Origin of the sequence: Rosettibacter firmus (assembly GCF_036860695.1) — a bacterium.
Lineage (GTDB): Bacteria > Bacteroidota > Ignavibacteria > Ignavibacteriales > Melioribacteraceae > Rosettibacter > Rosettibacter firmus.
The window spans coordinates 544478-571194 of the sequence record NZ_JAYKGJ010000002.1 but is presented as its reverse complement, the minus strand read 5'-3'; the positions used below and the strand labels follow the sequence as shown (position 1 = coordinate 571194).

18 protein-coding genes are annotated in these 26717 nt (G+C 31.1%); 8 read left to right on the top strand and 10 right to left on the bottom strand.

Translation table 11 applies throughout. The features are described from left to right. Window positions 1-16: 16 nt before the first annotated feature. From bamG to glgA, 4 genes are read right to left on the bottom strand one after another with little or no spacing between them, the layout of a single operon-like run. Window positions 17-1264: a BamG family beta-barrel-assembly machinery protein gene (gene bamG, locus VJY38_RS09270; protein ID WP_353680412.1), complete on the bottom strand. Its 1248-nt coding sequence runs from the start codon at window positions 1262-1264 to the stop codon at window positions 17-19. 5 nt (window positions 1265-1269) lie between these two features. Then, on the bottom strand, window positions 1270-2466 hold the full coding sequence (locus tag VJY38_RS09265) for a DNRLRE domain-containing protein (protein WP_353680411.1): 1197 nt from the start codon (window positions 2464-2466) through the stop codon (window positions 1270-1272). Further along, the gene (locus tag VJY38_RS09260) at window positions 2467-3042 is read right to left on the bottom strand and encodes a D-glycero-alpha-D-manno-heptose-1,7-bisphosphate 7-phosphatase (protein WP_353680410.1); all 576 of its coding nucleotides are present in this window, start codon (window positions 3040-3042) and stop codon (window positions 2467-2469) included. Further along, window positions 3042-4535: a glycogen synthase GlgA gene (gene glgA / locus VJY38_RS09255; RefSeq protein WP_353680409.1), complete on the bottom strand. Its 1494-nt coding sequence runs from the start codon at window positions 4533-4535 to the stop codon at window positions 3042-3044. Before glgA ends, VJY38_RS09260 begins: the two co-directional genes overlap by 1 nt. A 124-nt stretch (window positions 4536-4659) precedes the next feature. Between glgA and hutI the strand changes: the two genes are divergently transcribed. From hutI to VJY38_RS09230, 5 genes are read left to right on the top strand one after another with little or no spacing between them, the layout of a single operon-like run. Further along, window positions 4660-5904 (top strand): imidazolonepropionase, encoded by a 1245-nt coding sequence (gene hutI / locus VJY38_RS09250; protein ID WP_353680408.1) that lies wholly within the window; start codon window positions 4660-4662, stop codon window positions 5902-5904. Between the two features lie 9 nt (window positions 5905-5913). Then, entirely contained in the window at window positions 5914-6933 is a 1020-nt protein-coding gene (gene ftcD / locus VJY38_RS09245) for a glutamate formimidoyltransferase (protein ID WP_353680407.1), read from the top strand. A gap of 17 nt (window positions 6934-6950) precedes the next feature. Continuing rightward, window positions 6951-7580, top strand: a complete 630-nt coding sequence (locus VJY38_RS09240; RefSeq protein ID WP_353680406.1) for a cyclodeaminase/cyclohydrolase family protein — start codon at window positions 6951-6953, stop codon at window positions 7578-7580. Further along, a complete protein-coding gene (locus VJY38_RS09235; RefSeq protein ID WP_353680405.1) occupies window positions 7580-8830 on the top strand; it encodes an exo-beta-N-acetylmuramidase NamZ family protein in 1251 nt (416 codons plus the stop codon). Before VJY38_RS09240 ends, VJY38_RS09235 begins: the two co-directional genes overlap by 1 nt. 59 nt (window positions 8831-8889) lie before the next feature. Continuing rightward, a complete protein-coding gene (locus VJY38_RS09230; protein WP_353680404.1) occupies window positions 8890-9441 on the top strand; it encodes a hypothetical protein in 552 nt (183 codons plus the stop codon). A 124-nt stretch (window positions 9442-9565) separates the two neighbouring features. Here the strand turns inward: VJY38_RS09230 and VJY38_RS09225 are convergent, their stop codons facing one another. The 5 genes from VJY38_RS09225 to VJY38_RS09205 form a co-directional block, all read right to left on the bottom strand. Continuing rightward, window positions 9566-11230, bottom strand: coding sequence for an Ig-like domain-containing domain (locus VJY38_RS09225; protein ID WP_353680403.1), 1665 nt, complete (start codon window positions 11228-11230; stop codon window positions 9566-9568). Next, window positions 11209-12255 carry an endolytic transglycosylase MltG gene (mltG, locus tag VJY38_RS09220; protein WP_353680402.1) on the bottom strand — a complete coding sequence of 349 codons (1047 nt, stop codon included), beginning with the start codon at window positions 12253-12255 and terminating at the stop codon, window positions 11209-11211. Before mltG ends, VJY38_RS09225 begins: the two co-directional genes overlap by 22 nt. Window positions 12256-13139: 884 nt before the next feature. Then, window positions 13140-14180, bottom strand: coding sequence for a tRNA (adenosine(37)-N6)-threonylcarbamoyltransferase complex transferase subunit TsaD (gene tsaD, locus VJY38_RS09215; RefSeq protein WP_353680401.1), 1041 nt, complete (start codon window positions 14178-14180; stop codon window positions 13140-13142). Then, window positions 14180-15079, bottom strand: coding sequence for a proline dehydrogenase family protein (locus VJY38_RS09210; RefSeq protein WP_353680400.1), 900 nt, complete (start codon window positions 15077-15079; stop codon window positions 14180-14182). Before VJY38_RS09210 ends, tsaD begins: the two co-directional genes overlap by 1 nt. Before the next feature lie 131 nt (window positions 15080-15210). Continuing rightward, entirely contained in the window at window positions 15211-17403 is a 2193-nt protein-coding gene (locus VJY38_RS09205) for a sodium-translocating pyrophosphatase (protein WP_353680399.1), read from the bottom strand. 318 nt (window positions 17404-17721) lie between these two features. On the opposite strand from VJY38_RS09205, the gene VJY38_RS09200 reads away from it, so the two are divergent. From VJY38_RS09200 to VJY38_RS09190, 3 genes are all read left to right on the top strand, one after another. Beyond that, window positions 17722-18036: a hypothetical protein gene (locus VJY38_RS09200; protein WP_353680398.1), complete on the top strand. Its 315-nt coding sequence runs from the start codon at window positions 17722-17724 to the stop codon at window positions 18034-18036. After that, entirely contained in the window at window positions 18029-18382 is a 354-nt protein-coding gene (erpA, locus tag VJY38_RS09195; protein WP_353680397.1) for an iron-sulfur cluster insertion protein ErpA, read from the top strand. The genes VJY38_RS09200 and erpA overlap by 8 nt, the downstream gene beginning before the upstream one ends. Window positions 18383-18495: 113 nt before the next feature. Then, window positions 18496-19107 carry a superoxide dismutase gene (locus VJY38_RS09190; RefSeq protein ID WP_353680627.1) on the top strand — a complete coding sequence of 204 codons (612 nt, stop codon included), beginning with the start codon at window positions 18496-18498 and terminating at the stop codon, window positions 19105-19107. Window positions 19108-19727: 620 nt separating this feature from the next. Here VJY38_RS09190 and VJY38_RS09185 read toward each other — a convergent pair. Continuing rightward, complete coding sequence (locus VJY38_RS09185; RefSeq protein ID WP_353680396.1) at window positions 19728-26693, bottom strand: SdrD B-like domain-containing protein; 6966 nt, start codon at window positions 26691-26693, stop codon at window positions 19728-19730. Window positions 26694-26717 lie beyond the last annotated feature (24 nt).

Genomic DNA, 26717 nt, shown 5'->3' with positions numbered 1-26717 from the left:
TTCTCCTTTAATTGTTTTACCTTTCTTGTCTAAGGAACCAGAGTTCTCCAAGACTTAATGTAACCGAAAACTTATAAATATTTTCTTTTAATAAATTATTTTCGGTAGTTCCCCTTTTTCCAAATTGAAATGCTAAATCCAGTGTACTTTCAAATCCTAATGGTAACGATAGTCCTGTATAGACAGCATACATATCAATGCCTGTATTATTCAAATAGTATTGAGTCTTTTCGTAACTTAAACCTCCTCGAAATTTTACCTGTTCCCAGAAAGATTGTGACCTTATATCAGCTTTACGATATTCGAAACCAATGCTAAGTTTTTGAAAATTCCTTAATTCTTTTATGTTGCGATTATCTATCTTAAATTTATTAAATGGTTGATATAAATAATCAAATACAAAAAGATAATCACCTTTCCAGTTGAGTGAAATTCCGATACCAACTTTGTATGGAAGATTTGTTTTGATTCTCCCTGATGAGTTAGTTATAGTTCCAAGTATGGTTGTTGATTTATTAACTGTATCAGCCTTTAATGTAACATTATTTGAATAAATTAAGCCTACTCTTAAATCTTTAATATTGCTAAGCTTTAATATTGGTGCAAAATTACTCGAAATCAATCCAACCGAAAATCCAATACCATTATAGCTATATTCATCAAGAAAAGAACCATCACGAAATTGCGAGCTATCAGAAAAGTTTATAAAAGATTGATTAGTAATTTTTCCAAGATAATAATCAAACGATGCACCAATTGAAAAATTAAAAGGTAGCTTATAAGATATTCCAATAAACGATTTTGATAGACCACCTTTTCCACTGTGTGTTAATTCATATGATTCTGTTAACTCACTATTCTCAATTGTTGTTACATCATAATCTACATTTGAAAATGGTAACAATCCTGCGGTTAAACTTATTCCATAGTCGTGATCAATAGGAAAACCAAGCATAAATCCAGTAAATATTGTTTGTGAATAATAAACAGAAGAAGAATTTGAAGAAATATTATTCCCGTGATAAATTATTCCAGTTTCAATACGAGTTAATCTAAGTTTAGACCAGCTTGCAGGATTAAGATTATTAAGATAGTCATAATCATTTATTGCAATACCAAGTTCACCTATTGCCATTCTTCTCGAAGAAAATGATTGATAAAAATCTCCAAGACCAAATCTTGAATAAATAGATCCACCTGATGCAAAAATTAAACTGGGCATTATAAATAATGCAATTATGTATATTCTAAAATTTGTTTTCATATAATTTATTTTTGTAAGTAATAAATTTTTAATCTTGGACGCAAAGCTTCAGAATTCTTACTACCATAAAGCCAGATACGTGCAACAGAAGAAACTTCGTCTGCAAGGTATAATTCCAAGCCTTGATTTTCTACTTCATTGCTAATCCATTTTTGAACCATCCACGAAATATCTCCACTATATAAATTCCCTGTCCTGCTTAATGTTGAATAATAAGAGCTATCTGAAGTATAAGTTTTATTTGTACTATCTTCTAAGATTTTTACTAAAATTGAATTTGAAGAAGGACTACCATCAATAGTTTTTAAAGTATCGACACTTAATTCTAAAGTTGCTTTACTTATGATAATATTCTTAGGTAAATCACTAATATCAAAATATAAATATCCTTTATATCCAAGACTTCCCTGAAGAACAATGTCGTTAGGTGAATTAATTTCTGTACCATTCACAACACTAATATCCATATAAGGAGAAACTAATATTGTATCTTTAAAAACAGATGGTTGTTCAAATACGATATATAAAGTTGGTACATCTACATCGCTTGTTAATTGATAAGCTTGAAATCCCAAGAAACGTTGAGTATTTGGTGTTGGTTTAAATAATAAACCATAATTTTTGGGAGCTGATGTTGAATCGACAGAATATTTTAACCATTCAAAAATTGCATTCTGATTCAAATTAAATTTAACGAGTGTATCTGTAATACTTTTTTGATATGAAACATCAGTAGCATCATAATTTAAAACTTTAAGACTATCGTAGTTAAATCCTTCTGAACTCCAATCGTTTCTAACTTGATGTACAGTGAAATCAAATGGTAACGATTTATCACCAAGTGAATATTTAACTTTCATATCCATCCAGGTTTCAACAATTTGAAGCTTATTTTCCTTTATTTTATTAACAATAGAATCTGCTAAGTAAATACTAAAACGCAATAGAAAAGAAGATTCTACAAATGAATTTTTACCAAGCAATAATTTATCTGCTACTCCAAGTGAAATTGTTTTTTTATATGTGTAAGAATTTGTTTTAACATTTTTTACGTTTGTATCAAATTCATTTAACTTTATTTTATTTACATCTTCCAGAAGATTATATCCAACAGATGTGGGATCGCTATTACAACCAGAGATTAATAATATCAAAAAAAAGTTAAATAAACAGAGCTTCAAACATTTCAATAAATTATTCAATTAATTTTCCTCCGCTAAGCACTGAGTTATAAAATTATAAATATCATCAAAACTGTTAGCTACAAAATTGGGCTTTTTACCTTGATTTATCAAGTTAGAAATTTCTTCATCACTTAAAGTTGTTCTTAATAAAATTGTTTTTACGTTTGCATTAATACCAGCTTCAATATCACTTCCTCGATCTCCAATCATAAAAGATTTTGATAAATCAATATTGTGTTCTTCAGCTGCTTTTAAAATCATTAATGGAGAAGGTTTCCGACAATTTGTTTTTTCTGGTGGATCAAAATCAGGATGGTATGGACAATAATAAATTGCATCAATTTCAACACCTTCATTTTTCAATAATTCTATTATGCGATTATTAACAGCTTCAACATCTTGAATTGTCATTAATCCCTTTGAAACACCTGCCTGATTCGATACAACAATTAGTTTGAATCCAAATTGTTCTTTTAACTTTTTAAGATTTGTAGCAACTCCATTTATTAAAGTCACAGACGCAGGTTCTTTTATATAACCTGTGTCGTGATTAATTGTACCATCTCTATCTAAAAATAATGCAGGATATAACATTAATTTTTTTCAGTAAGTTTTTTATAAAATTCAATATACTTCTTAGCAGAGTTAAGCCAGGAGAAATCTGATTTCATTCCATTTTTCATCAAAGTTCGCCAGGTATCTTTATCGTTTGTAAATATCTTTATAGCTTTTTTAATTTCAGAAATCATTGCAGAAACAGTATACTTTTCAAAAACAAATCCATTACCAGAACCATTTTTCTCGTTGTACGGAATTATTGTGTCTGCCAGTCCACCAGTTTTATGAACAATTGGAACTGTTCCATACACAAGACTATACATTTGATTTAAACCACACGGTTCATATTTTGATGGAATCAAAAACATATCGCTACCTGCTTCTATCAAATGAGCTAAATCGTCATCAAATCCAATAAAGCAAGAAAATTTATTTGAATACTTTGTTGACATACTTGTAAAGAATTTGTTATACTTTTTATCACCTGTTCCTAACAAAACTAAATGCATATCCAGTTCCATTAATTGCTTGAAAGATTCTTCTAAAAGATCCATTCCTTTCTCTTCTGTTAATCTTGAAATTATTCCAATAACAGGAATATTTTCATCGTATTGAAAATTAAAGTTATCTGCCAGTGCTTTTTTATTATCTTTTTTTGCATCAATATTTCTTAAAGAATATTGTTTTGGAATTTTTTTATCTAATTGTGGATTCCAGATGGAAGTATCTATTCCATTTACAACACCAAAAATATCTTTTTTACGTTTGGATAAAATCTCGTGTAAACCTGCACCAAATTCTTTATTCTCACACAATTCTTTTGCATAAGTTTCGCTTACTGTATTAATCATATCAGCAAAGACCAAACCACTTTTCAAAAAATTTAATTTACCATTATGGAAGACTCCTTTTTCGCTCGCTAATTGCTGTGGTAATGAAGTTTTAGCAAAAGATTCTTTTGGAAAAATTCCCTGATATGTAATATTATGAATTGTAAAAAGAGTTTTAACAGAAGCATATTGGGGATCATCTTTATACATAGTTTTTAAATATGCAGGTATTAATCCACATTGCCAATCATTACAATGAATTACATCTGGAGTCCAGCCCAATTTAGTAATTAATTCAAATACAGCTCGTGAAAATAAAATAAATCTTTCGTCGTTATCGGGATAATCTTCTCCTGTTAATGGATCAGCATATAAACTATGACGACTCCCAAAATATTCTGGATTATCCAAGAAGTAAATTTGTACACGTACTTTTTCTCCAATTAAAAAGGAAGATCTTAAAGAAAAAATTACTTCTTTTTCGCCAATATTGATTTTAATATCCTTTAATCTTACTACTTCATGAATTTTGAATTTCCTTTCGTCAATCGCTCCATATTTTGGTACAATAAGTCTAACATCATGCCCCAATTCGTATAATTTTTGCGGTAATGCAGAAGATACATCAGCTAATCCGCCAGTTTTTATGAAAGGAACAACTTCGGAGGTAGCAAAAAGAATTTTTAATTTTGATGGCATTTTTTGATAATCCTTGCATTTTTAATATCGAAAAATACGAAATTATAGGTCTCTTAACAAAAAGATTAGAAATTAAGGTTTCGAATTGTCTATTTTTAATATATTAATTAGAAAAAATTATGTTATGAAAAAATTAATAAAATTCCCATCTCTAATAATAACAGTGAATACTAATGGAAAAAATCTTAAAAGAGGCAAAGAATTAAATGATATTTCCCCCGTTACTGATCATTCTATTTTGATTGAAGATGGATTTATTAAAGACATAATTCCAAACACATCATTAAATAAAATTCATGTGGATGAAGTAATTGATATTAAAGATAAAATAGTTTTACCTGGACTTATAGAATGTCATACACATGCTGCTTTTGTTGGAAGCAGAGCAAATGAATTTATACAAAGATTAAATGGAATGAGCTACGAGCAAATATTAAACAACGGTGGTGGAATAATCTCAACAGTTAATGCTGTAAGAAATTCTTCTTATGATGAATTGATAAGCATTTTAAAACCTAAAATCGATCACTTTATTACTCAAGGAATTACAACACTCGAAATTAAAAGTGGTTATGGTCTTAGTTATTACGACGAAATTAAATTATTGCAAGTTATAGATTTCTTCAAAAAAAATTCAAAAATAGATATTATTTCAACATTTCTTGGAGCTCACGTATTCCCCTTAGAATATAAAAACGATCATTCAGGCTATCTGAAATTAATTATTGATGAATTACTGCCTTACATTAAAAAAAATAATTTATCGGAATTTGTTGATGTATATTGTGAAAAATCTGCTTTTAATATCGAAGAAACAGAATTAATCTTATCAAAAGCACAAAAACTTAATTATAAAATCCGTCTTCATACAAATCAATTTAATAGTATTGGTGGCATTCAGCTTGCAATTAAATTTAAGGCTCTTTCAGTTGACCATTTAGAAGTTATTACAGAAAACGAAATATTAGAAATTTCAAAAAGTGATACAGTAGCAGTGTTATTACCTGGAGTATCATTTTTTTCTAAAACTGATTATGCACCAGCAAGAAAATTAATTGATAACAATGCTATTGTTGCTTTATCTACAGACTATAATCCAGGAACATCAAACATTATTAATTTACATTTAATAATGAGTCTCGCAGCTATAAATATGAATATGAGTCCCGAAGAAATTATATCAGCAGTAACTATAAATGCTGCAAAAGCATTAGATATAAGTAATATTACTGGAAGTATAGAAACAGGCAAACAAGCTGATTTTGCTATTTTTGACACTAAAGACTATCGAGACATAATTTATAATATTGGACAAAACTTAAATTTAATGACAATTAAAAAAGGTGAAATCATTTACAAGAAATTATAGAGAAAAAAAATGAAAATTATAGAATGTGTACCAAACTTCAGTGAAGGTAAAAACGAAAAAACATTTGAAGAAATCCGAACAGCAATTGCTGAAACTCCCAATGTAAAACTTTTAAATCTTGAACCTGATGCAGATTATAATCGAGTAGTTGTAACAATGGTCGGAAATGAAGAAGGAATTCTAAATGGAGCTATAAATGCCTGCAAAGCTGCAGCAAATAATATTGATATGCGATATCACAAAGGAGAGCATCCAAGAATTGGTGCAATTGATGTTGTTCCTTTTGTCCCAGTTTCAAATGTTACAATGGAAGATTGTGTAAAAATATCTGAACAATTCGCAGAAATTATATCTAAGGAATTAAATGTCCCTGTTTATTTATATGAATACTCTGCTCGCAAACCAGAAAGAAAAAGTCTTTCTAATATTCGTCAGGGAGAATATGAAGGACTTCAAGAAAAATTAAAAGATCCAGAATGGATGCCCGACTTTGGAGAACCAATCTTCAATCCTAAACTTGGTGCTATTGTAACTGGTGCAAGATTTTTTTTAATTGCATATAATGTAAACATTAAATCGAATGATATTAAATTTGCTAAAGAAATAAGTGAAGTACTTCGTGAAAGTGGTTATCCAAAACGAGATCAGAATGGCAATATCATAAAAATTGATGGTAAAACTGTAAGAGTTCCAGGAAGATTAAAAGAAGTAAAAGCAATGGGAGTATTTTTAGAAAAATATAACATTACTCAGGTGTCAATGAATTTAACGAATTATAATGTAACGCCTATTCATCTTGCTTTTGAAGAAGTCAAGAAAGAAGCAAATAGACTTGGAGTTGAAGTATATGGAAGTGAAATAGTTGGTTTAGTACCACTCCAAGCAATTTTGAATGCAGGAAAATTTTATACAAATTATAAAGAGAATAATGAAACAAAGTTAGTAGAAGCAGCAATAGAAAATTTAGGACTGAATTCACTCAACAAGTTTATACCAGAAGAAAAAATTATTGAATATATGATTAAATAAATTCACAGGAGCTTAAAATGAATATTTCCAAAACAATTTCTGAATATCTAACTGAATTATCATCAAGTTCTCCTACACCTGGTGGTGGCAATGTAGCTGCATTTTGTGGTGCACTTTCTTCAAGCTTAGGAATGATGGTTTGCAATCTTACTATTGGCAAAAAGAAATATGCTGATGTCGAAGATGAACTCAAATCAATTAAAGATAAATTAGAAAGTTTTCAAAAATCTTTTATCGAATTAGCCGAAAAAGATAACGAAGCATTCAACAAAGTTATAGAAGCAATGAAACTTCCAAAAGAAAATGAAGAACAAAATGAAATTCGTTCTAAAAAAATTGAAGAAGCTACAATTCACGCTGCCGAAATTCCATCTGAAGTACTAAAAAATTGTTATAATATGTTACCTTTACTTAAGACTATTTTAGATAAAGGGAACAAAAATTCTTTATCAGATGCAGGTGTATCAATAGCACTATTAAAAGCAGCAGCACAATCAGCTTATTTTAATGTATTAATAAATTGCAAATCGCTAAGCAATCAAACTATTGCTTCCGAAATTCAAAAAGGTGTTCAGGTAATTTATGATGAAATTGAAAAAACATCTGAAATACTTTTAAGCATTGTTTCAAACTCAATACAGTTATAATGAAAATAATTTACACACACTTAAAACTCATTATAATTATTTTAATTTATTCTTCAACTTTATTATCACAAAGTAAAAAAGTTTTACTCGGTATTGATGTACTTGAAAAAGAGAATTATTCTATACTCACTGGTAAAAATGTGGGATTAATTGCAAATCATACAAGTGTAAATAGTAAATTAATATCAACTTACGATTTATTTAAAAACGCTAAGAACTTCAAACTTGTTGCTGTATTCAGTCCAGAACACGGATTTAAAGGAATATCAAGATCAGGAGAACTTATTGATGATTACATTGATACCACTACTGGAATAAAATTTTATTCACTATATGGAAAAACATTAAAACCTACTCCAGAAATGTTGAAAGGCATTGATGTTCTTGTGTATGACATTCAGGATATTGGTTGTCGTTCTTATACATATATTTCAACATTAGGATTGGCAATGGAAGCAGCAGCAGAAAATAATATTGAATTTGTAGTTCTCGATAGACCAAATCCTTTAGGTGGATTAAGAATTGAAGGTAATATTGTTGAAGATAATTTTATTTCGTTTGTCAGTAAATTCAAAATTCCATATGTATATGGTTTAACCTGTGGCGAATTAGCTTTATTACTTAATGAAGAAAAAATGTTATCAAATGGATTAAAGTGTAAACTTCTTGTAGTTAAAATGGAAGGATGGAAACGCTGGATGAAATTTGATGATACTGGTTTGATATGGATTCCAACTTCAGCTAATGTGCCTGATAGTAAAACACCTTTTTATCTTGTAGCTACAGGAATTTTAGGTGAACTTAATGAAATATCTATCGGAATAAGTTACACATTACCTTTTCAAACACTTGCTGCAGAATGGATTAATGCTGATACTCTTGCAAAATATATGAATGCATTAAATCTCGATGGAGTTATATTCAGACCAATTAGCTATAAACCATTGTATGGTAAATGGCAGAATAAAATTTTAAACGGTGTTCAAATACATATATATGATTTTAATAAAGTAAAGTTGATCCCCATACAATTTTATTTTCTTGAAACTATTGCAAAACTATATCCAGAGAAAAAAATATTTAATATTGTAGACACAACAAGAATAAATATGTTTGATAAAGTACTTGGTACAGACAAAATTAGACTTGAATTTTCCAGAAGATATAAAGTTGATGATATCATCAGCATTCTGAATAAAGACATTAACAACTTTAAAATCCTATCAAAGAAGTATCATCTCTACAAATAGTAACATTCAATTTAATGAACTTTTATTATTCTAATTTTCGTTTCACTAATAAAAAATGTATGATAGATAGAAGTCAATTACTTGTTCTTACTTCAATTTTATATGGACTTGCTATTGCAAGATACTTTGACTTAAATAGCAAATACTTTTACAATAAAAACAAAATTGTTTTTGAATGGTTAATCACAGGTTGGTCAATTCTTGCATTTCTATTTATGGTAAGAACCTGGTGGGAATATGCAAACACTTCTGCACTTATACAAATATCATTTTTCAATTATATCGAAATTTTAACAGTAGCAATAATACTTTATATTCAATCAACTTTACTTACACCTGATATACCTAAAGATGAATTATTGGATTTAAAAAAGCATTATCTAAAAATATCGCCCTACTTTTTCGGAAGTATACTTCTAATTTTTCTTAAAAATCAAATTACAAGATTATTTACAAATGTAAATGAAATTTTTAGTCTACTAAATTATATAAGATTAATTTTTATTGTATGTCTTTTGATAATGATAATAAATAAAAATCGCATCTTTCACATCATAATGTTTTTTGTATCAGCTGTTCTATATCTTTCATTTGTAATATTAGCAAAATAAATTTATAATATAGTAACCACAAAGAACGTTAACATCATATTTTAATTCTTTGTGTCCTTGGCGGTTTCAACATAATTTAGAATTGAAGATGTTGTTTTATATACAATTTATGTTGAAAATCTTTTCATTTAATCACAATATCTCCCACAGGCCAGCGAGCTCGTAGATTTAAAGTATCTGGATAGAATTTAAATTCTTCAGAGTAGCTAAATAGATTTACTTTTCCAAAAGTATATTTCCCATCTTTATTCTTATCGACAAAGCTCCATAATAAATATTTTCCTGGTAACACTTTATTAAAGTTAAATTTCTTTGTATCGTCCACTTTTTGTTTATAAAGATTCACACTGTTTTCTGAATCTTCAAGAACAACAATAATTTCATTCTCTTCATTTTCATATTCTACAAAACCAGAAACACCAGAAAAATCGAGTTCACTAACTGTAGTAAATTTATATTTATAAATGGAATCAACTTTATTACCGCAAACATCAGTCAATTTAGATAAATTAATATCAAGGTTATATTCACTTCTCTGTTTTAATTTCGATTTTATATTAACATTAAAAGTAGCATCATCAATTTTCCCGATTTCAAAAGGGAAAATATTCTGTTTTGCATCGTAGATTTTAATAGCTGATCTTAAGCTATCTATATCTATTCCATCATCAAATTTTATAGTTAATACTGGATTATCGAAATCAATTTTATCACCTGGATATTGTCCTGCAATTTTAATAATCCTTGGTGCAATAGTATCTCGAACATTCTTTATTGAAAAATTAACTTCTTCGTTCTTCATAATTCCATTTTTATCATAAATGTTTTCTGCAATTAAAAATGTTTTATTACTCAAACTCAAAGTGTCGACAAATGCTAAATAAAAATAATTATCCTTTGCATCTCCTTTATAAAAATATTCTGGAATAATTTTTTTGTTTATAGACGAATCAATTAAATAAAAATTATTAACTGTAATTTTTGTAGAATCGATAGCTTCACTAAATTCAATCAGTAAATGATTCAAATCTTTCATTGAAACATTCGATATTGAAGGTGGGATCGTATCTTCAATAGTTAAGAAAAAATTCACTTCATTAATTTCATTTACATCATCTATTAATACAACCTTTTTAAATTGAACTCCATATTTATCAATATTCTTCTGATACAAAAAATCTCTTAATTGATCTTTAACAGCAAGTAAGTAATATTCTCCATTACTTAAACCTACTAAATTATATTTACCATTTTTTCCAACTTGAGAAATATAATCAGGTAGTTGAATTGCTGGATTGAATGTATTATCATTTTTTTTATAAGCAAAAACTAATGTGCCAGCTGGATCTTTATCATATATTTTACCAGATATTTTACCAATGTCAATTTTCTCACCAGTTGAAAATGCAAATGAAAAAGGTTCAATCATTTTATTACGATTATTCAAATCTTCTATAACAGCTCCAATTGAAACTGTGTACGTTGTATTTTCTTTCAAAGTATCCTGGAAATAAACTCTTAATGTTCTTCCACTCCAATCATACTCTAATGGATGTTTTAAAGGAGGCGAAATAAAAATTGCATCCCGTACTGTTCTTTTATCCACATATTCACTAAAAGTAATCTCAAAAAAATTTTTATTAAAGTTGGTTGTACCATTTGAAGGAAATACTTCAATAATCTGAGGTGGAGTTGTATCAATTGGACCTCCACCAGGTGGAATTTGATTTGCACAATTCCATAAAAAAATTGATAGAATAATTATTACTAATTTTGATTTCTTAGCCATTGTCGATATCGCAATATATTTTGAACATGTTCAGATGGAGAAGACGAAAAATTGTGTTGTCCCATTCCATTTGCTACAAAATAGAGATAATTGTGTTTCTCTGGATACAATGCTGCCATAATTGCATCTTTACCAGGATTATTTATTGGCGAAGGAGGTAATCCAGCGTATTTATAAGTATTATATCTTGAATTAATGTTAAGGTCTTTATAATAAACTTTTTTATTCTTTCTATTTCTTATAAGATATTGAACAGTTGGATCTGCTTGCAACAGCATTTCTTTCTTTAATCTATTATGATATACACCAGAGATTTTTTTAAATTCAGCTACATAATTCGACTCTGCTTCAATTATCGATGCAAGTGTAAGAATTTGATGTTTATTCATCTTTAATTCTTTCATTCTTTTAATTATGACTGAATCTTCAAAAATTTTATCCATTTCTTTTTTCAATCTTCTTAATACATCTTCTGCAGTACTATTTGAATAAAAATAATATGTTTCTGGTAGAAGATAACCTTCAAGATTGTCAACATTTAATCCCAGCGATGTTATAAATGATTTACTTTTACTCAACTCCATAACTTCTGTTGAATCAATACCTAACTTTTCATTAAGTATTTTAGCCAGATCATTTTGCCATATTCCTTCTGGAATTGTAACAGCAATTTGAATTACTTCTCGAGGATTAATCAACTTTTCAATTAATTCAAAGTAATTTAATCCATTTGGAATATTATATCGCCCTGCTCTTATTTTTTTTTCTGCTCCATAAATTATAGCTGCAATTTTCATATTTGTTTTGCTCGGGATTAATTTCTTTTCATATAATGTATCTATTACCTGGTTTAAAGTTACTCCCCTTGGTATATCAATTATAACTGGTGATGCTTGTTCATAATAATTAGGAGCATAAAATGTAAAAATGAGAAGAGAGAGAACAAAGACAAAAAAAGTGATAATTAAATAAATCTCATTACGAGTAAATAGACTTTTTATTTTATCATCAATAATTTTTATCAATATTACTACCTTATTTTTCTAAAAATAAATGATAATTCTAAACTATCCAAAGTTTATTCTCGTTATCATTTTAATGTCATAATAGTAACTACCATGTCATTCTGATTCAGCTTCTTGTAAGAAGAATCTCTTTTAGATCCCTCATCTTGACTCTTTCGACCTAAAATAAATTAATCAATTTACCATGTCATTCTGAATCCCGCTGAAAACAGAATGAAGAATCTCTATGTTTTATTCTATTTCTTTTTAGATCCTTCGTCCGACTACGTCGGACTCAGGATGATAGTGAAAATTACAATATGCTCTAATGAAAAAAATTGCACTTGAATCTGACGTCAATCAATCAGGTTTATTTATATGTCAATAAAATTATCAAGACTAATTTACTAACCACATTTTTAAAAATTACTGTTCTCCTTTTTCAAAGGAATAGCTTTGCCAAGTGAACTGAATATAAGAACTCAAAGAAAAATCTGGCTTTAGCCACATTTACAATCAATAATTATAAAACTCAATTTTTTTAATCTATCACTCATTAAATCATCATTGAATGTCATTCTGATTCCGCTTCTTGCGAAGAAGAATCTTTTTAGATCCCTCGTCTCGACTCTTTCGGATCTAAAATAAATTAATCAATTTACCATGTCATTCTGAATCCCGCTGAAGGCGGGATGAAGAATCTCTATGTTTTATTCTATTTCTTTTTAGATCCTTCGTCCGACTACGTCGGACTCAGGATGACTACTTCATCATTATCTGTCATTCTGAGCGTAGCGAAGAATCTCAGAACCTTCAATTGGTTCACTCCTCATGATGAGTTCGTCAGATTCTTCAGTCGTTTCAATCCTTCAAAATGACAGTGTCAAGTTATCAATGGCAAGTTATTATAAACTTCTTATAAACGTATTACCATTTAAATTAGGATACGCATTCTGATTCATAAAATAATCATGCTTATTTCCAAAGTTCTGTAAATACTCAAACAATTTTAATCCACGATATGCTATCATAGCTGCATTATCACCACAAAATTCCAGCGAAGGAATTACTAATTTTTTATTGAATTGAGAAGCTAACTTAACAAATTCATCTCTCAATAATTTATTTGCTGCCACACCACCTACTAACGAAAGAGTTTTTATTTCAAAATTATTCAATGCTTTTTCAACATTCTTCGTAAGAGCTTTTACAGCTGCTTTCTGAAAAGATGCAGCAATTAAAGGAATATGATCGGCAGGAATATTTTCAACTTTTCCATAATTTTTCTGGATAAATCTAATAACAGATGTTTTTAATCCACTAAAAGAAAAATCATATTCATTTTTACATTGAGCAACTGGAAAATCAACAAAATCAGAATTCTGATTTTCTGCAATTCTTTGAATTTGTGGACCACCAGGATAACCAAGTCCCAGTAACTTAGAAACTTTATCAAATGCTTCGCCAACAGCATCATCTAATGTGGAACCAAGTTTAATTATATCATAATCACTATTTACTATTAATAAAAGTGTATGTCCACCAGATACAACCAGACATAAATATGGAAACACTGGTTTATCTTCCATTAGAAATCCAGAAAAAATATGTCCTTCAACATGATTTACAGGAATAAAATTTTTTTTAAGAGAATAAGCCAGACTTTTTGCAAATGTAAATCCCACAAGTAATGCTCCAATCAAACCAGGACCAGCTGTTGCTGTAACAAGATCAATATCCTGTATATCTAATTTTGATTCGTGGAGAGCTTTTTTAAGTAATGGTACTACAATCTGTAGATGTGCTCTACTCGATAATTCGGGAACTACTCCACCATAATCAACATGAAAGTGCTGTGAGGAAATTAAATTGGATGTTAATTTACCATTTGAAATTACAGCAACAGAAGTCTCATCACACGATGTTTCTATACCTATTACATTCATTAGTTATGCGAAAAAATACTTTTTGTTATATACCATGCAACTTGAGGATTTTCCTGTAATCTTCTTATAGAATAGTTATACCAGTGTTTACCAAATGGAACATAAACACGAATCTTATAACCATCTGCATTAATTTTGTCTCTTAACTTTTCTTTAACACCGTAAAGCATCTGAAATTCAAATTTGTCTTTTGATATATTTTTTTCTTTTATCATTTTGTAAGCATTTTCAATTAAATAATCGTCATGAGTAGCAATACCAACATAATTACCATTATCAAAAAGGTAATTGAGAATTCGTATAAAATTTTCTCTTACTTCCTGTCTATCTTGATATGCAATTTCTTCTGGTTCAATATAAATTCCTTTGCATAATCTATAATTTGTATCCTTCATATCATTCCTGCTAATCTCATTTATAATTCGTTTAAGATAAGCTTGAATAACCACACCAACATTATCATATTTTGATTTCAGTTTTCTATAAAGTTCAAATGTAGCATATGTAGTAGAAGAATCTTCCATATCGATTCTTACAAAGTTATTATACTTTGAAGCATGTTCAATAATTTCTGAAAATTGATGATAACAAAATTCCTTATCGATATTCAAACCCATTTGAGTTGGTTTTACAGACAGATTAGAATTCAATTTAAATTCATTAATTGCATCAAGAACTTTTAAGCACTCGTTTTTTGCTTGAATAGATTCTTCTTTATTTGTAACGGCTTCGCCCAGAACATCCATAGTTGCCAGAATTCCTTTTGAATTCAATTCTCTTACTACACGTATTCCATCTTCAAGTGTCTCGCCTGCTATATATTTTTTTGCAAATATAAAAACTATGGATTGGGGGAGATTTTTTACAACACTTACGATTGCTTTGTTAATGGGATTCACAAATCACCAATATTGAAAGAATGTGATAAACAAAATTAGGTTAACATTAAAGATAAATCAAGAAATATAAAGTAGATAAAAAAAGCCTGCTCAATTAAAACTGAGCAGGCTATAAAAATTCACATAAAATATTATAAAATATGGAATGCTACTGTAACACCAGCCATTACGATAGCAACCATGCTCATTAACTTAATTAAAATATTCAAGCTTGGACCTGATGTATCTTTGAAAGGATCTCCAACAGTATCACCAATTACAGCAGCTTTATGAGGATTTGATCCTTTACCACCATAGTTACCTTCTTCAATAAATTTTTTGGCGTTATCCCATGCACCACCTGAATTTGCCATGAAAATTGCAAGAACAAATCCAGCACCAAGGCCACCTGTTAACAATCCCATCACTCCAGCCACACCAAATATTACTCCAGTAATAATTGGAGCTAAAATTGCAAGTAAAGATGGAAGAACCATTTCTCTCTGAGCACCACGAGTTGATATAGCAACGCAACTTGCATAATCTGGTTCTGCTTTCCCTTCGAGTATTCCAGGAATTTCTTTAAACTGTCTGCGAACTTCATCAACCATTTTTCCAGCAGCACGACCAACAGCACTCATAGTTAAACCACAGAACATAAATGCCATCATTGCACCAATGAAAACCCCAACAAGAACATTTGGATTCATTAAATTAATCTGGTAGTAATTCATAAAATCCATAATACTTGCTTTTTGAGTTTCTATAATTATACCATTTCCAAAATCTAAAATAGTTTTTCCAGCTCTGACCAGTGCTATTTTTACTTCTTCAACATAAGAAGCTAGAAGTGCAAGGGCTGTCAATGCTGCCGAGCCAATTGCAAATCCTTTTCCAGTAGCAGCTGTTGTATTTCCTAATGAATCGAGTGCATCTGTTCTTTTACGAACTTCTTTTCCTAAACCACACATTTCTGCGTTACCGCCTGCATTATCCGCAATTGGTCCATAAGCATCTGTTGCAAGAGTAATTCCTAAAGTAGAAAGCATTCCAACAGCAGCAATACCAATTCCATATAATCCCATATTTATATTTGTTAAATCAAAATTTGTAGCAAATAAGAATGCAAGAATAATCCCAATTGCTACGGAAATAACAGGTATTGCAGTAGACATCATCCCAACACTTAAACCAGAAATAATAACAGTTGCTGGACCTGTTTGTGAACTATCTGCAATTCTTTGAGTTGGTTTATATGAATGTGAAGTGTAATATTCGGTTGACTTTCCTATTATGATACCAGTTACAAGTCCTGTAACAATCGAACCCCAAATACCCAGAGCATTATCAAATCCAAGCAAATAAACAATTAATAAAGAGAAAATTATAATTAAAACAGAACTGATATTTATTCCCCTTGATAAAGATGCAAGCAAATCTTTTTGAGTTGCATCTTCTTTAGTTCTTACCATAAAAATACCAACGATGGAAAGAACAATTCCAACAGCAGCAACAAGCATTGGAGCCAGAACTGCTCTCATTTGTAATTCAGGAGCATTAATAAAAGCAGAAGCACCTAAAGCAGCAGTAGCTAAAATTGAACCGCAATAAGATTCATATAAATCTGCACCCATACCAGCAACATCACCAACATTATCTCCAACATTATCTGCAATCGTAGCTGGATTTCGAGGGTCATCTTCTGGAATTCCAGCTTCAACTTTACCGACCAAATCTGCACCAACGTCTGCGGCTTTTGTAAAGATACCACCCCCTACCCTTGCAAATAATGCTTGAGTCGATGCTCCCATTCCAAATGTTAACATTGTAGTAGTAACAACGACAAGATTATGAGCATCTGTAGCGTGAGGATAAACAGTATTTAAAATCGTAAACCAAATTGAAATATCAAGTAAACCAAGTCCAACTACAACCAATCCCATTACAGCACCACTTCGAAATGCAATTCTCAAACCTTTGTTCAAAGATTCTCTGGCTGCATTGGCAGTTCTGGCTGAAGCATAAGTTGCTGTCTTCATACCGAAAAATCCAGACAAACCAGAAAAGAAACCACCAGTAATAAATGCAAATGGTACCCATGGATTCTGGACATTAAAACCATAAGCAAGTATCAAGAAAATTACCATGATAACAATAAAGAACATACCAACAACTTTATATTGTTGTTTAAGGTAAGCCATAGCTCCTTTACGAACATACAATGCTATGCTTGCCATTTTTTCTGTGCCTTCGCTTTCCTTCATCATTTGTTTGAAGAAAAACCAGGCAAAAAATAGAGCTAATAATGATGACGCAGGAGCAATCCAAAATAGACTGTTGACCATTTTTTCTCCATTACTTATTTAACATGACTATTTAATTTAATTCTCTTTTTCTATCTGTATCTAAAACTTATCTTGCTTTCATACGTATTCTATGCATCATAAAACAAAAATTTTAAAAAATTATTTTTCGAAATTAATAAAAATTGTTGATATAATAAATTGTTGATATAATAATATGTTGAATGATTTTTTTATTCTTCCAAACATTATAATTTAGTCTCTGTCAATTTTCATCTTTTCTCAATAAAACACTTAATAGACGAGGGTAATTTTTATAAAATATATTAAATAAAATCACTATTAATCAAAAGGTGTAATATGAATTATCTTGAAGAATTAATTAATAATCAAAATATCTTTTTCAGATTTATGAAAGAAAAATATCCTTTGTTTACAAACTCCAATATCTTCTTGCGTGATTTACAGTACGCAATTAAAAGTTATTTTGAGAAAAAAAATATAAAGCTCAGTTACACACAATCAGAAAAATTAACTTTAGATTTTATTAATTTCTTAGAAAAAGAGAATAAATTAAAAAAAGTTGCATCGAATGCATGGAAAGTGAATTTTTTTCTAAATAATAATGTTAATAATGCAGAAAGCTTAAAAGAAGAAAGGATTCAAAATGAATGAACAAATAAATCTTGCAACAGAAATAGATTTAACAGAAAAAGCAATTAAGCAATTATTAAAAATAAAAGAAGAGAACAATATTCCAGATAATTATGGATTAAGAGTTAGTGTTAAAGGTGGAGGTTGTTCTGGTTTTACATATCAGCTTGGTTTTGATGATAGTGAAAAACCTGGCGATACAATAATCGAGAAAAATGGATTGAAAATTCTTGTGGATGGAAAGAGTCTTTTTTATTTGACTGGAACAGTCATTGACTTTAGTGATGGATTAAATGGAAGAGGATTTGTCTTCAACAATCCCAATGCTAAAAAAACATGTGGATGTGGTGAATCTTTTGGTGTATGATAATGAATAGAAGAAAGTTTTTAAATGCTTTAGGAATTATTACAGCTGGATTAAGTATAAATAATTTTACAATAATTAATCAACAAAAAAATAAAAATAGGAGTAATCAAAAAATGAGCAAATTCGAATTACCTGCTTTACCATATGCATTTAATGCCCTTGAACCATATATAGATGCAAGAACAATGGAAATACATCACGATAAACATCATGGTGCTTACGTTACTAATTTAAATAAAGCCATTGAAGGAACTGATCTGGAAGGGAAGACACTTGAAGAACTTTTTAAGAATGTTTCTAAACTTCCAGTAGCAGTTCGTAATAACGGCGGTGGTCACTACAATCATACAATGTTCTGGGAAATTATGGGACCAAATAAAGGAGGAGAACCAACTGGTGCTCTTGCCGATGCTATAAATGGTACTTTTGGTTCATTTGAAAAATTCAAAGAAATATTTAATAATGCTGCTGCTACAAGATTTGGTTCTGGATGGGCATGGCTTGTACTAAGTGATGGTAAACTTGTTGTAACATCAACTCCAAATCAAGATAATCCTTTAATGGATGTTGCCGAAGTAAAAGGATTTCCAGTGATGGGACTTGATGTTTGGGAACATGCATACTACTTATTGTATCAAAACAGAAGACCTGAATATATTGCAAACTGGTGGAATGTTGTTAACTGGGATGCAGTTGCAAAAAGATTTGCTGAAGCTACAAAGTAAATTAAAAATGTCAGTCTGAACATTTCCACTAAATGTGGTTTATTAAAGACTGACATTTTTTTTATTCATAATTTAGATACATAAACAATTTTATCCCTGTCTATTTTTCTTTTAACAATTTTTAACTCTTAAAATATCTCTTCCTCTTTATTGTTATAAAATCTTTCTTTTGATCTTTGATAAGTTTTTTTAAAATCTATTTCATCTATTATTATAAACTATCAGCAAGAATCAAAATTTTATTATCAATAACTTCTACAATATCATATACATTTGTAAATTCAATTTATTATCTAAACTACATTATTATTGTCACATTCAAAAGTATTCAATTAAGTTAAATGCACAAAGAAAACTTGAAAACATTCTCAACCTGTGTTAACAGTCATTGAATTAAAAACCTTTATATTCATGTTTTAGCAAAGTAACAATTTCTAAATTAATTTCTTTAATTTTATTTTTTGCTGAGAGACAATTCAAACTCTTGTTGTGATATTATTTGCTCAGTTGTTTTCTAAAGAACAATATAAACTCTGTTTGTTGTATATATTTCTTCCGGTTAGTTTTTTTGTTACTTCCTGTTTTATTGTAACCTTTATAAACTAACCGGAAGATTTTTCTTATTTAATCAATATCATTTTTTTGACCTGATTAAATTCTGAAGTTCTGATTGAATAAAAATATACTCCACTTGCTAAACCTTTCGCATCAAAAGTAACATTATAACTACCTGGAGCTTTTACTTCATTAACCAGTATTCTTACTTCTCTTCCAAGAATATCATAAACCGATATTTTCACAAAACCAGCTTTTATCAAATCATATCTAATAGTTGTACTTGGATTAAATGGATTTGGATAATTCTGTTGCAACGAATACTTCTGAGGTAAAATAATTTCCTTTTTATCATCCACCGAAGTAGGAATATTACTGCACGAGTACTTCGCGATATTGTTTGCATTAATATTTCCAGCTGAAGAGAATCGTCCACCGACATAAAGACCATCATTCATAAGTTCAATTGCAAATACCCCTGTATAATTATTTCCACTTACACCAGTACCCAACGCAACCCAGTTTGTTCCTTCCCAATAGGCAATTCCATTCACACTAACACCATTTGCAGAAAGAAATGAGCCGCCAGCATAAATATTTTGTCCATCAACTTTAAGTGCGTGAACATACCCTAAGTTCATTCCTGAACCGAGCGATGTCCAATTTGAGTTTACATTATCCCATTTAGTTATGTAATTAACATAACTATTCCAGCTTCCAGATACGGTGAAGCTACCTCCGGCATATAGCTCGCCATTTAAAATTGAAAGTGTATAGACTGTTCCATTGCCCATACCAGGATCAAGACCAGTACCAATCGGTGACCAACTGGAGTTGGTACTATTCAATTTTACTAAATGCCTTGCACCACTTGCTCCGCCGGTTCCAGAAAAGAGGCCACCAACAAAAAGTTCACTACCATTTTTTATCAGTGCATACACACCAGATCCAAATCCAAACTCTGGATCTACACCAGCACCAAGAGCCATCCAGAAAGAACTTGTAATATCCCATTTGGCAATACAATTTGCATTTACTATACCAGCAGTTGAGAAAATACCACCAACATATAGATCCAAACCTATTACTTCCAGTGCTCTTACAGTACCATTCGTACCATCACCAAGTGCATTCCAGTTTGATCCATCCCACATAGCAATATTTTTTGCACTAACATTACCGGCCAATGTAAATGACCCACCCACATAAAGTTTATTTCCAACAACTTTTAGTGCATATACTGGACCATTTACACCACCGCCAATATCAGACCAACTTGATCCATTCCACATTGCAAGATTATTAACATTTACACCACCAGCTATAGTGAATGAACCACCTACAAATAAATTGTTACCATCCGCTGCTAATGCATAAACAAATCCATTTACACCACTACCAAGCGGCGACCAGGTTTTTTGTCCATCAGTACATGGATCATCAGCAAATCCAAAATTGAGTCCATCAATGGTTTGTGCTTCTCCTAATTTAATAGAATGTCTTCCGCCAAAAGGATAAGTACAAGACCAATTATTATAAGATGCCACCGAAAGAGTGTAATCACCCGGCTGGCAACCAGTAAACTCGAAGTTTCCATTAAGATCTGTTTCTGTTTGCACAATTGTTGGTCCATTCAACAATACAGGCCATTTTTCTAAACCAACCTCGTTTGGATCCATAACTCCATTGTGATTAATGTCGTACCAAAGTGTTCCAGAAACAGTACCTCCACTACTATTTGGTTTACATTTTCCAGCACTACCGGCATTATAAATTGCCTGCACTTCTTGAGATGTTAATACTCGATTGAACAATTCTATTTCGTCAAGTATTCCTTTGAATGTACCGATTGGATCGTTACTTCCAGCTGAAGAATTTCTTCCAATCCTTAAATTATCTGTATTTGTGAGTGTGGCTGGATTTGTTGTAGGATCTCCAAATTGGGTTGATACACCATCAAGATAAAATAGTATTCCCTGCCTGTTATTTCTTGAAACTGTTATAGCAATATGGTGCCAGTTACCATCAGCAACAAAAACCGGTGAAGCATAGTTTGTGTAACCAGAAAATCCTGAACCATCTGCTAATTGCAAGCTAAGGTATCCATCATTAAGGAAAAATGAATAACCTGTGTTATATGCTTTTCTTTTATCAACTAAAACTTCTACTCCAGTTTTAGCATCGGTTTTAATCCAGGCATCAAAAGAAAAATCACCCGTTCCAAAGTTCAGTTCTGAATGATCTTTAACTTCAATGTAATCATCAATACCATCAAATTGTAATGCACCCAGAACTTTTCCAGCAACTGCTATAGGTCCATTCATCTTTGTACCAAAGTTGTTATATCCAGCTAAATCCTGCGGAGAATCTTTCGAAGAAAAATCGAAACTCCACCACGCAACCATATTGCTTGGCGGTGTAATACAACCTGTTTTTGGTTCATATTTATTACCAAAGTAATAACCATCAAGATTCTGACCGGATGAGAGTACTACTGTATAAGAATTTGGAGAAACTGGTTCCTTTTGTATCCAATCTAATCGAGGTTCTTCTTTAATAATGTATGTTCCTGGAGGCAGATTTTCAAAGCAATATTTGCCTTCTTTATTAGTGTTAATACTTCTATCAACTGGACCGCTAATATTAATTTGCCAATCAGCTATTCCGGGTTCAGCTGGATCTTTTCTGCCATCGCCATTTCTATCTAAATATTTCATTCCGCAGATTGAACCATTACGTATTCCTATATCTTCTTTATTACCAAAATAAAATGTATCAGGCTTACTATTATCTTCAGAGAGTTCGATAGTAAAACTGCCAGTTGAAGGCGCTGTCTGTCTCCATTTATCTTTATGCTCTTCTGATAAAGTGTATCGCCCTAAGGTTAAGTTATCAAAACAGAATTTGCCTCTTGCATCAGTTCGTGTAGTTAGATTCATTGTTCCGGATAAAGTGATAGTCCAATTTGGAATTGCTGGTTCATTATCCTGCTTTTTTCCATCTCCATTTAAATCATTAAATTTAATTCCACAGATTGAGCCAAGTATAACAGTTGGATCTTCAAAATTTCCGAAATCAATCCCGGTCAAATTATTGCCATTACCAACTTCCAAAGTATATTTAATTGAAGAAGGTTTTGTTTGTCTCCATCCACTTTCGTTCTTTTCTCTCACTGTGTATGTACCTGGAATCAATCCATAAAAACAGAAGTTACCATTTTCATCAGTAACTGCGGTTAAATTCATCGGACCATCGAGATAGATAGTCCAGTTAGCAATTCCTAATTCACCGGTCACTCTTCTTCCATCACGATTTTTATCATAGAATTTAGTTCCACAAATAGAACCAAGCTGTACTTTATCATCCTGTGTATTTCCAAATTGTAAATCGGTAACATTTTGTCCTGATGCAAGTTGTATGATATAGAAGTTTGTTGAAGGTTTAGTCTGTCTCCAACCCGAACGATATTTTTCGGCAACTTTATATTCACCTGGTGGCAAATTATTGAAGCAGAATTTTCCTTCTTTATCTGTTACAACAGTCATATCAACTTGTCCACCAATTTGTATTTGCCAATCAGGAATTCCTAATTCACCAGGATCTTGCTGACCATTTGCATTTTTGTCGTTAAATTTAATTCCACAAATTGAACCGAGCACAACAGACGAATCTTCTTTATTACCAAAATTAAGTCCTTCTATATTTTCTCCAGGTGCAATAGTTCTTAAATATGCAAATTCAGATGGCTCAGTTTTCGTATAACCATCTTTCTGAATTTCTCCAATTAAATATGTTCCTTGCCTAACATTGGTGAAGCAGTAATCACCATTTTTATCTGTTGTTACAGTACTTATCAAATTCAAGTTATTATCAAGTCCCCCCTGACCGGAATAATTGTTTTGATATAATGAAAGAGTAATTTGCCAGTTTGGAAGTCTGGGTTCGCCAGTATCCCAATCTCCATCACCGTTCAAATCATTATATTTAAAACCGCATATCGAGCCAAGTTTTTCTTTGTTACCGAAAAATAAATTTTCAAGATTTTGTCCTTCAGCAAGGTTAACATTTATTATTCCAGTATTATTGGGATATGTTGGTTCCCAACCATCTTGAATAATTTCTTTAATTGTATATGAGCCAGCACTTAAATTTGTAAAACAGAAAGTTCCATCCAGACCAGTAACAACTGTTTGATTAGAAGCACCTGACAGCTGGAAAGTAACTCCCGATAATCCTGTCTCACCAGGAAGGTCTTGATCGCCATCTCCATTTATATCATTAAATTTTATTCCGCATATAGAACCAAGTCTTATAGAAATATCTTCTACGTTGGAGAAATTTATATTAGTTTTATTCTCTCCTGGTAAAAGAGTAAATGTATAAACTCCGGGATCTGAAGGAAATATTTGTCTAAAGCCGGTGCGATGTTCTTCGCTTACTGTATAATTACCAGCTGGAAGATTTTCAAAGCAATATTTTCCATTGGTATCAGTTGTTGCTGTATAAGTTGTTATTCCATCTGTTAAAGTAATTCCCCAGTTTGCAATAATATCTTCGTTAGAATCTCTAACACCATCACCATTTTTATCTAAAATTTTGAATCCACATATTGAACCAAGTCGCGATGGCGATTCACAATCTCCAGTATTTTTTAGACAGATATTATCATAACCAATTTTTTCATTTTGATAACTTGTTGGATCAACAAGGAGTCTAACCTTTGTAACATTGGTTAAAAGTGTATTCCAATCAGAAGCTGTGCCCACTGTCATTATCCAGTAACCATCAGAGTTCGAAGGAAGTGTTCCATCAGAATTTAGAAAACTCAATGGAGCACAGAATGTATGCCATCCACTTCCAACTGAAATTGATTGATTAACAACAAATGATGCTTTAAATCCAGCTCCTTCAAGTGCAATGTATGGATTTAATGTTTGAGGTGGTGTTACACCATTATAAACATCTCCACCATAAATAAAATTAATATCAAAACATAATGAACCACAACCATTTGCAAATAAACTTGTCCAGTTGCCAGTAAAAGGTTTGCTGGTAGTAAAAAATGTAGATACACCAGCCTGGTCAGTTGTTTGAATGTAATGATTGTTCCCATTTTGTTGAAATGAAGTAGAAATATTATTTGCTTGCCAGCCATTCATTGAGTTGTTTTCAAAGTCTATACAATCCGGATTAAGAATTTCTTTATTACCAAAATCTTTTCCTATGAGATTTAATTCCTGATTGATTGTTATAGTGTAACTGCCAGAAGCTGGCGCAGTTTGAGTCCATCCAGATTTATTAACTTCTGATAAAGTAAAAGTAGCAAATGGAAGATTGTTGAAACAGTAATTTCCATCTGAATCTGTTGTATCTCGTTGAGTAATTTGTCCATTCACACCAAAATAAGTTAATTCAATAATCCAACCGGAGAGCCCTGGTTCATTATCATTAATTCCATTGCCATTTAAGTCATTAAACTTTGTCCCGCAGATTGAACAAACTAATTGTCTATTACCAAAATCAATATCACTCACACTTTGCCCTGCAGATAGAATTACTGTTTGTGTACCTGGAGAAGCTGGAAAAGTTTGTTGCCAGGCATCCTGTTGTGTTTCTTCAAGTGTGTAAGTTCCTGCTGGCAAATCGTTAAAGCAATAACTCCCATCTTCGCCAGTTGTTCTAGTCATAGGAACAGCGCCACCTGATAAAGTTATTGTCCATCCTAAAATTCCTGGTTCTCCTTCATCCTTATTACCATTACCATTTAAGTCATTAAACTTTGTCCCGCAGATTGAACCAATTTGTTGATTTGCAAAATCTTTCCACAATCCTTCTCCTTCTGAAATAACTACAACATAAGAACCGGATGGAGGATTTATAGGTCGCCAACCCTGTTGATTTACTTCCTGTATTGTATACGTTCCAGGAGGTAAATGGTCAATTCGATAATAACCGTTGGCATCGGTTGTAGTACTTACAGTAACAGGACCGCTAATTATTATAGTCCAATTTGCTAATCCAGGTTCATCGGGAAGTTGTTGGTCTCCACTTCCATTTATATCATTGAATTTTGTTCCAGAGATGAAACCGACAATTTGCTTATTACCAAAATCTACATTCAAAATATTTTCCCCTTCTGAAAGCTCTACAGTGTGGGTTGATGGATTTAGCGGGTATGTTTGAGCCCAGTCTTCTTGTGGAGTTTCCGAAAGAGTATATGTTCCTGCAGATAAATTATTAAAACAATAACTTCCATCAGCACCAGTTGTTGCAGTCATATTAACTGCTCCCATTGATAAATTAATTGTCCATCCTTGTAACCCTTCATCATCTCCATTTTTTATTCCATCTCCATTCCTGTCATTAAATTTTATTCCGCATATAGAACTGGTGGTTAAAGCTGGTGATGTTCTCCCCTCAATAATCACATTTCTATGTGTAGAAAAAGAAGGAGTCATAGCTACAGCTCCATTAGGAGCATAAGGATAAATCCTAATTGAAAAAGTATGACCGTTTTGAACCAGTACATTAACACTGCCAGAAAAATTCTGGATTGATGATGACAAATAGTCCAATGGATTTGAATTAAGTTTAACACTACTATTCCAGTTATTATCAATCGCATACCAGACTTCACTTTTCAGTATATGGAAATCTGTATTAGTAGGAGTTGGATAATCGCTATATTGAAAAGAAATATTTTGTACTGTAAAGTTATTTCCAGAAGTAGGATTAACATCAAATTGAATATATCTTGTATAATCCGGCATACCCGCAATCCATCCAGTTCCTTGATTACCAGTCCAGAGTTGTTGACCATTAGTAGCATAAGGTTGTTGTGGCCACATTTCTAATTTATATGGTGAAGATGGTGTTCCTATAACTTGTGGGAATGCTTGTATATTTCCAGTAGGTGTGTTTGGATTTTGATTACTTGTTAATGGCCAGTTAACAAAAGCCGACTGGGAAAAAATATTAGTTATTGCAAACAAGAAGAACAGAATTGCAATTAATTTATTTATTTTTTTCATTTTAAATATCCTTTGATTTTATTT

Excerpts from the sequence above, each read along its gene's own strand:
- bamG (WP_353680412.1), bottom strand. The coding sequence starts at position 1,264 with ATGAAAACAAATTTTAGAATATACATAATTGCATTATTTATAATGCCC.
- VJY38_RS09260 (WP_353680410.1), bottom strand. The coding sequence starts at position 3,042 with ATGTTATATCCTGCATTATTTTTAGATAGAGATGGTACAATTAATCAC.
- glgA (WP_353680409.1), bottom strand. The coding sequence starts at position 4,535 with ATGCCATCAAAATTAAAAATTCTTTTTGCTACCTCCGAAGTTGTTCCT.
- hutI (WP_353680408.1), top strand. The coding sequence starts at position 4,660 with ATGAAAAAATTAATAAAATTCCCATCTCTAATAATAACAGTGAATACT.
- ftcD (WP_353680407.1), top strand. The coding sequence starts at position 5,914 with ATGAAAATTATAGAATGTGTACCAAACTTCAGTGAAGGTAAAAACGAA.
- VJY38_RS09240 (WP_353680406.1), top strand. The coding sequence starts at position 6,951 with ATGAATATTTCCAAAACAATTTCTGAATATCTAACTGAATTATCATCA.
- VJY38_RS09235 (WP_353680405.1), top strand. The coding sequence starts at position 7,580 with ATGAAAATAATTTACACACACTTAAAACTCATTATAATTATTTTAATT.
- VJY38_RS09230 (WP_353680404.1), top strand. The coding sequence starts at position 8,890 with ATGATAGATAGAAGTCAATTACTTGTTCTTACTTCAATTTTATATGGA.
- VJY38_RS09225 (WP_353680403.1), bottom strand. The coding sequence starts at position 11,230 with ATGGCTAAGAAATCAAAATTAGTAATAATTATTCTATCAATTTTTTTA.
- tsaD (WP_353680401.1), bottom strand. The coding sequence starts at position 14,180 with ATGAATGTAATAGGTATAGAAACATCGTGTGATGAGACTTCTGTTGCT.
- VJY38_RS09205 (WP_353680399.1), bottom strand. The coding sequence starts at position 17,403 with ATGGTCAACAGTCTATTTTGGATTGCTCCTGCGTCATCATTATTAGCT.
- VJY38_RS09200 (WP_353680398.1), top strand. The coding sequence starts at position 17,722 with ATGAATTATCTTGAAGAATTAATTAATAATCAAAATATCTTTTTCAGA.
- erpA (WP_353680397.1), top strand. The coding sequence starts at position 18,029 with ATGAATGAACAAATAAATCTTGCAACAGAAATAGATTTAACAGAAAAA.
- VJY38_RS09190 (WP_353680627.1), top strand. The coding sequence starts at position 18,496 with ATGAGCAAATTCGAATTACCTGCTTTACCATATGCATTTAATGCCCTT.
- VJY38_RS09185 (WP_353680396.1), bottom strand. The coding sequence starts at position 26,693 with ATGAAAAAAATAAATAAATTAATTGCAATTCTGTTCTTCTTGTTTGCA.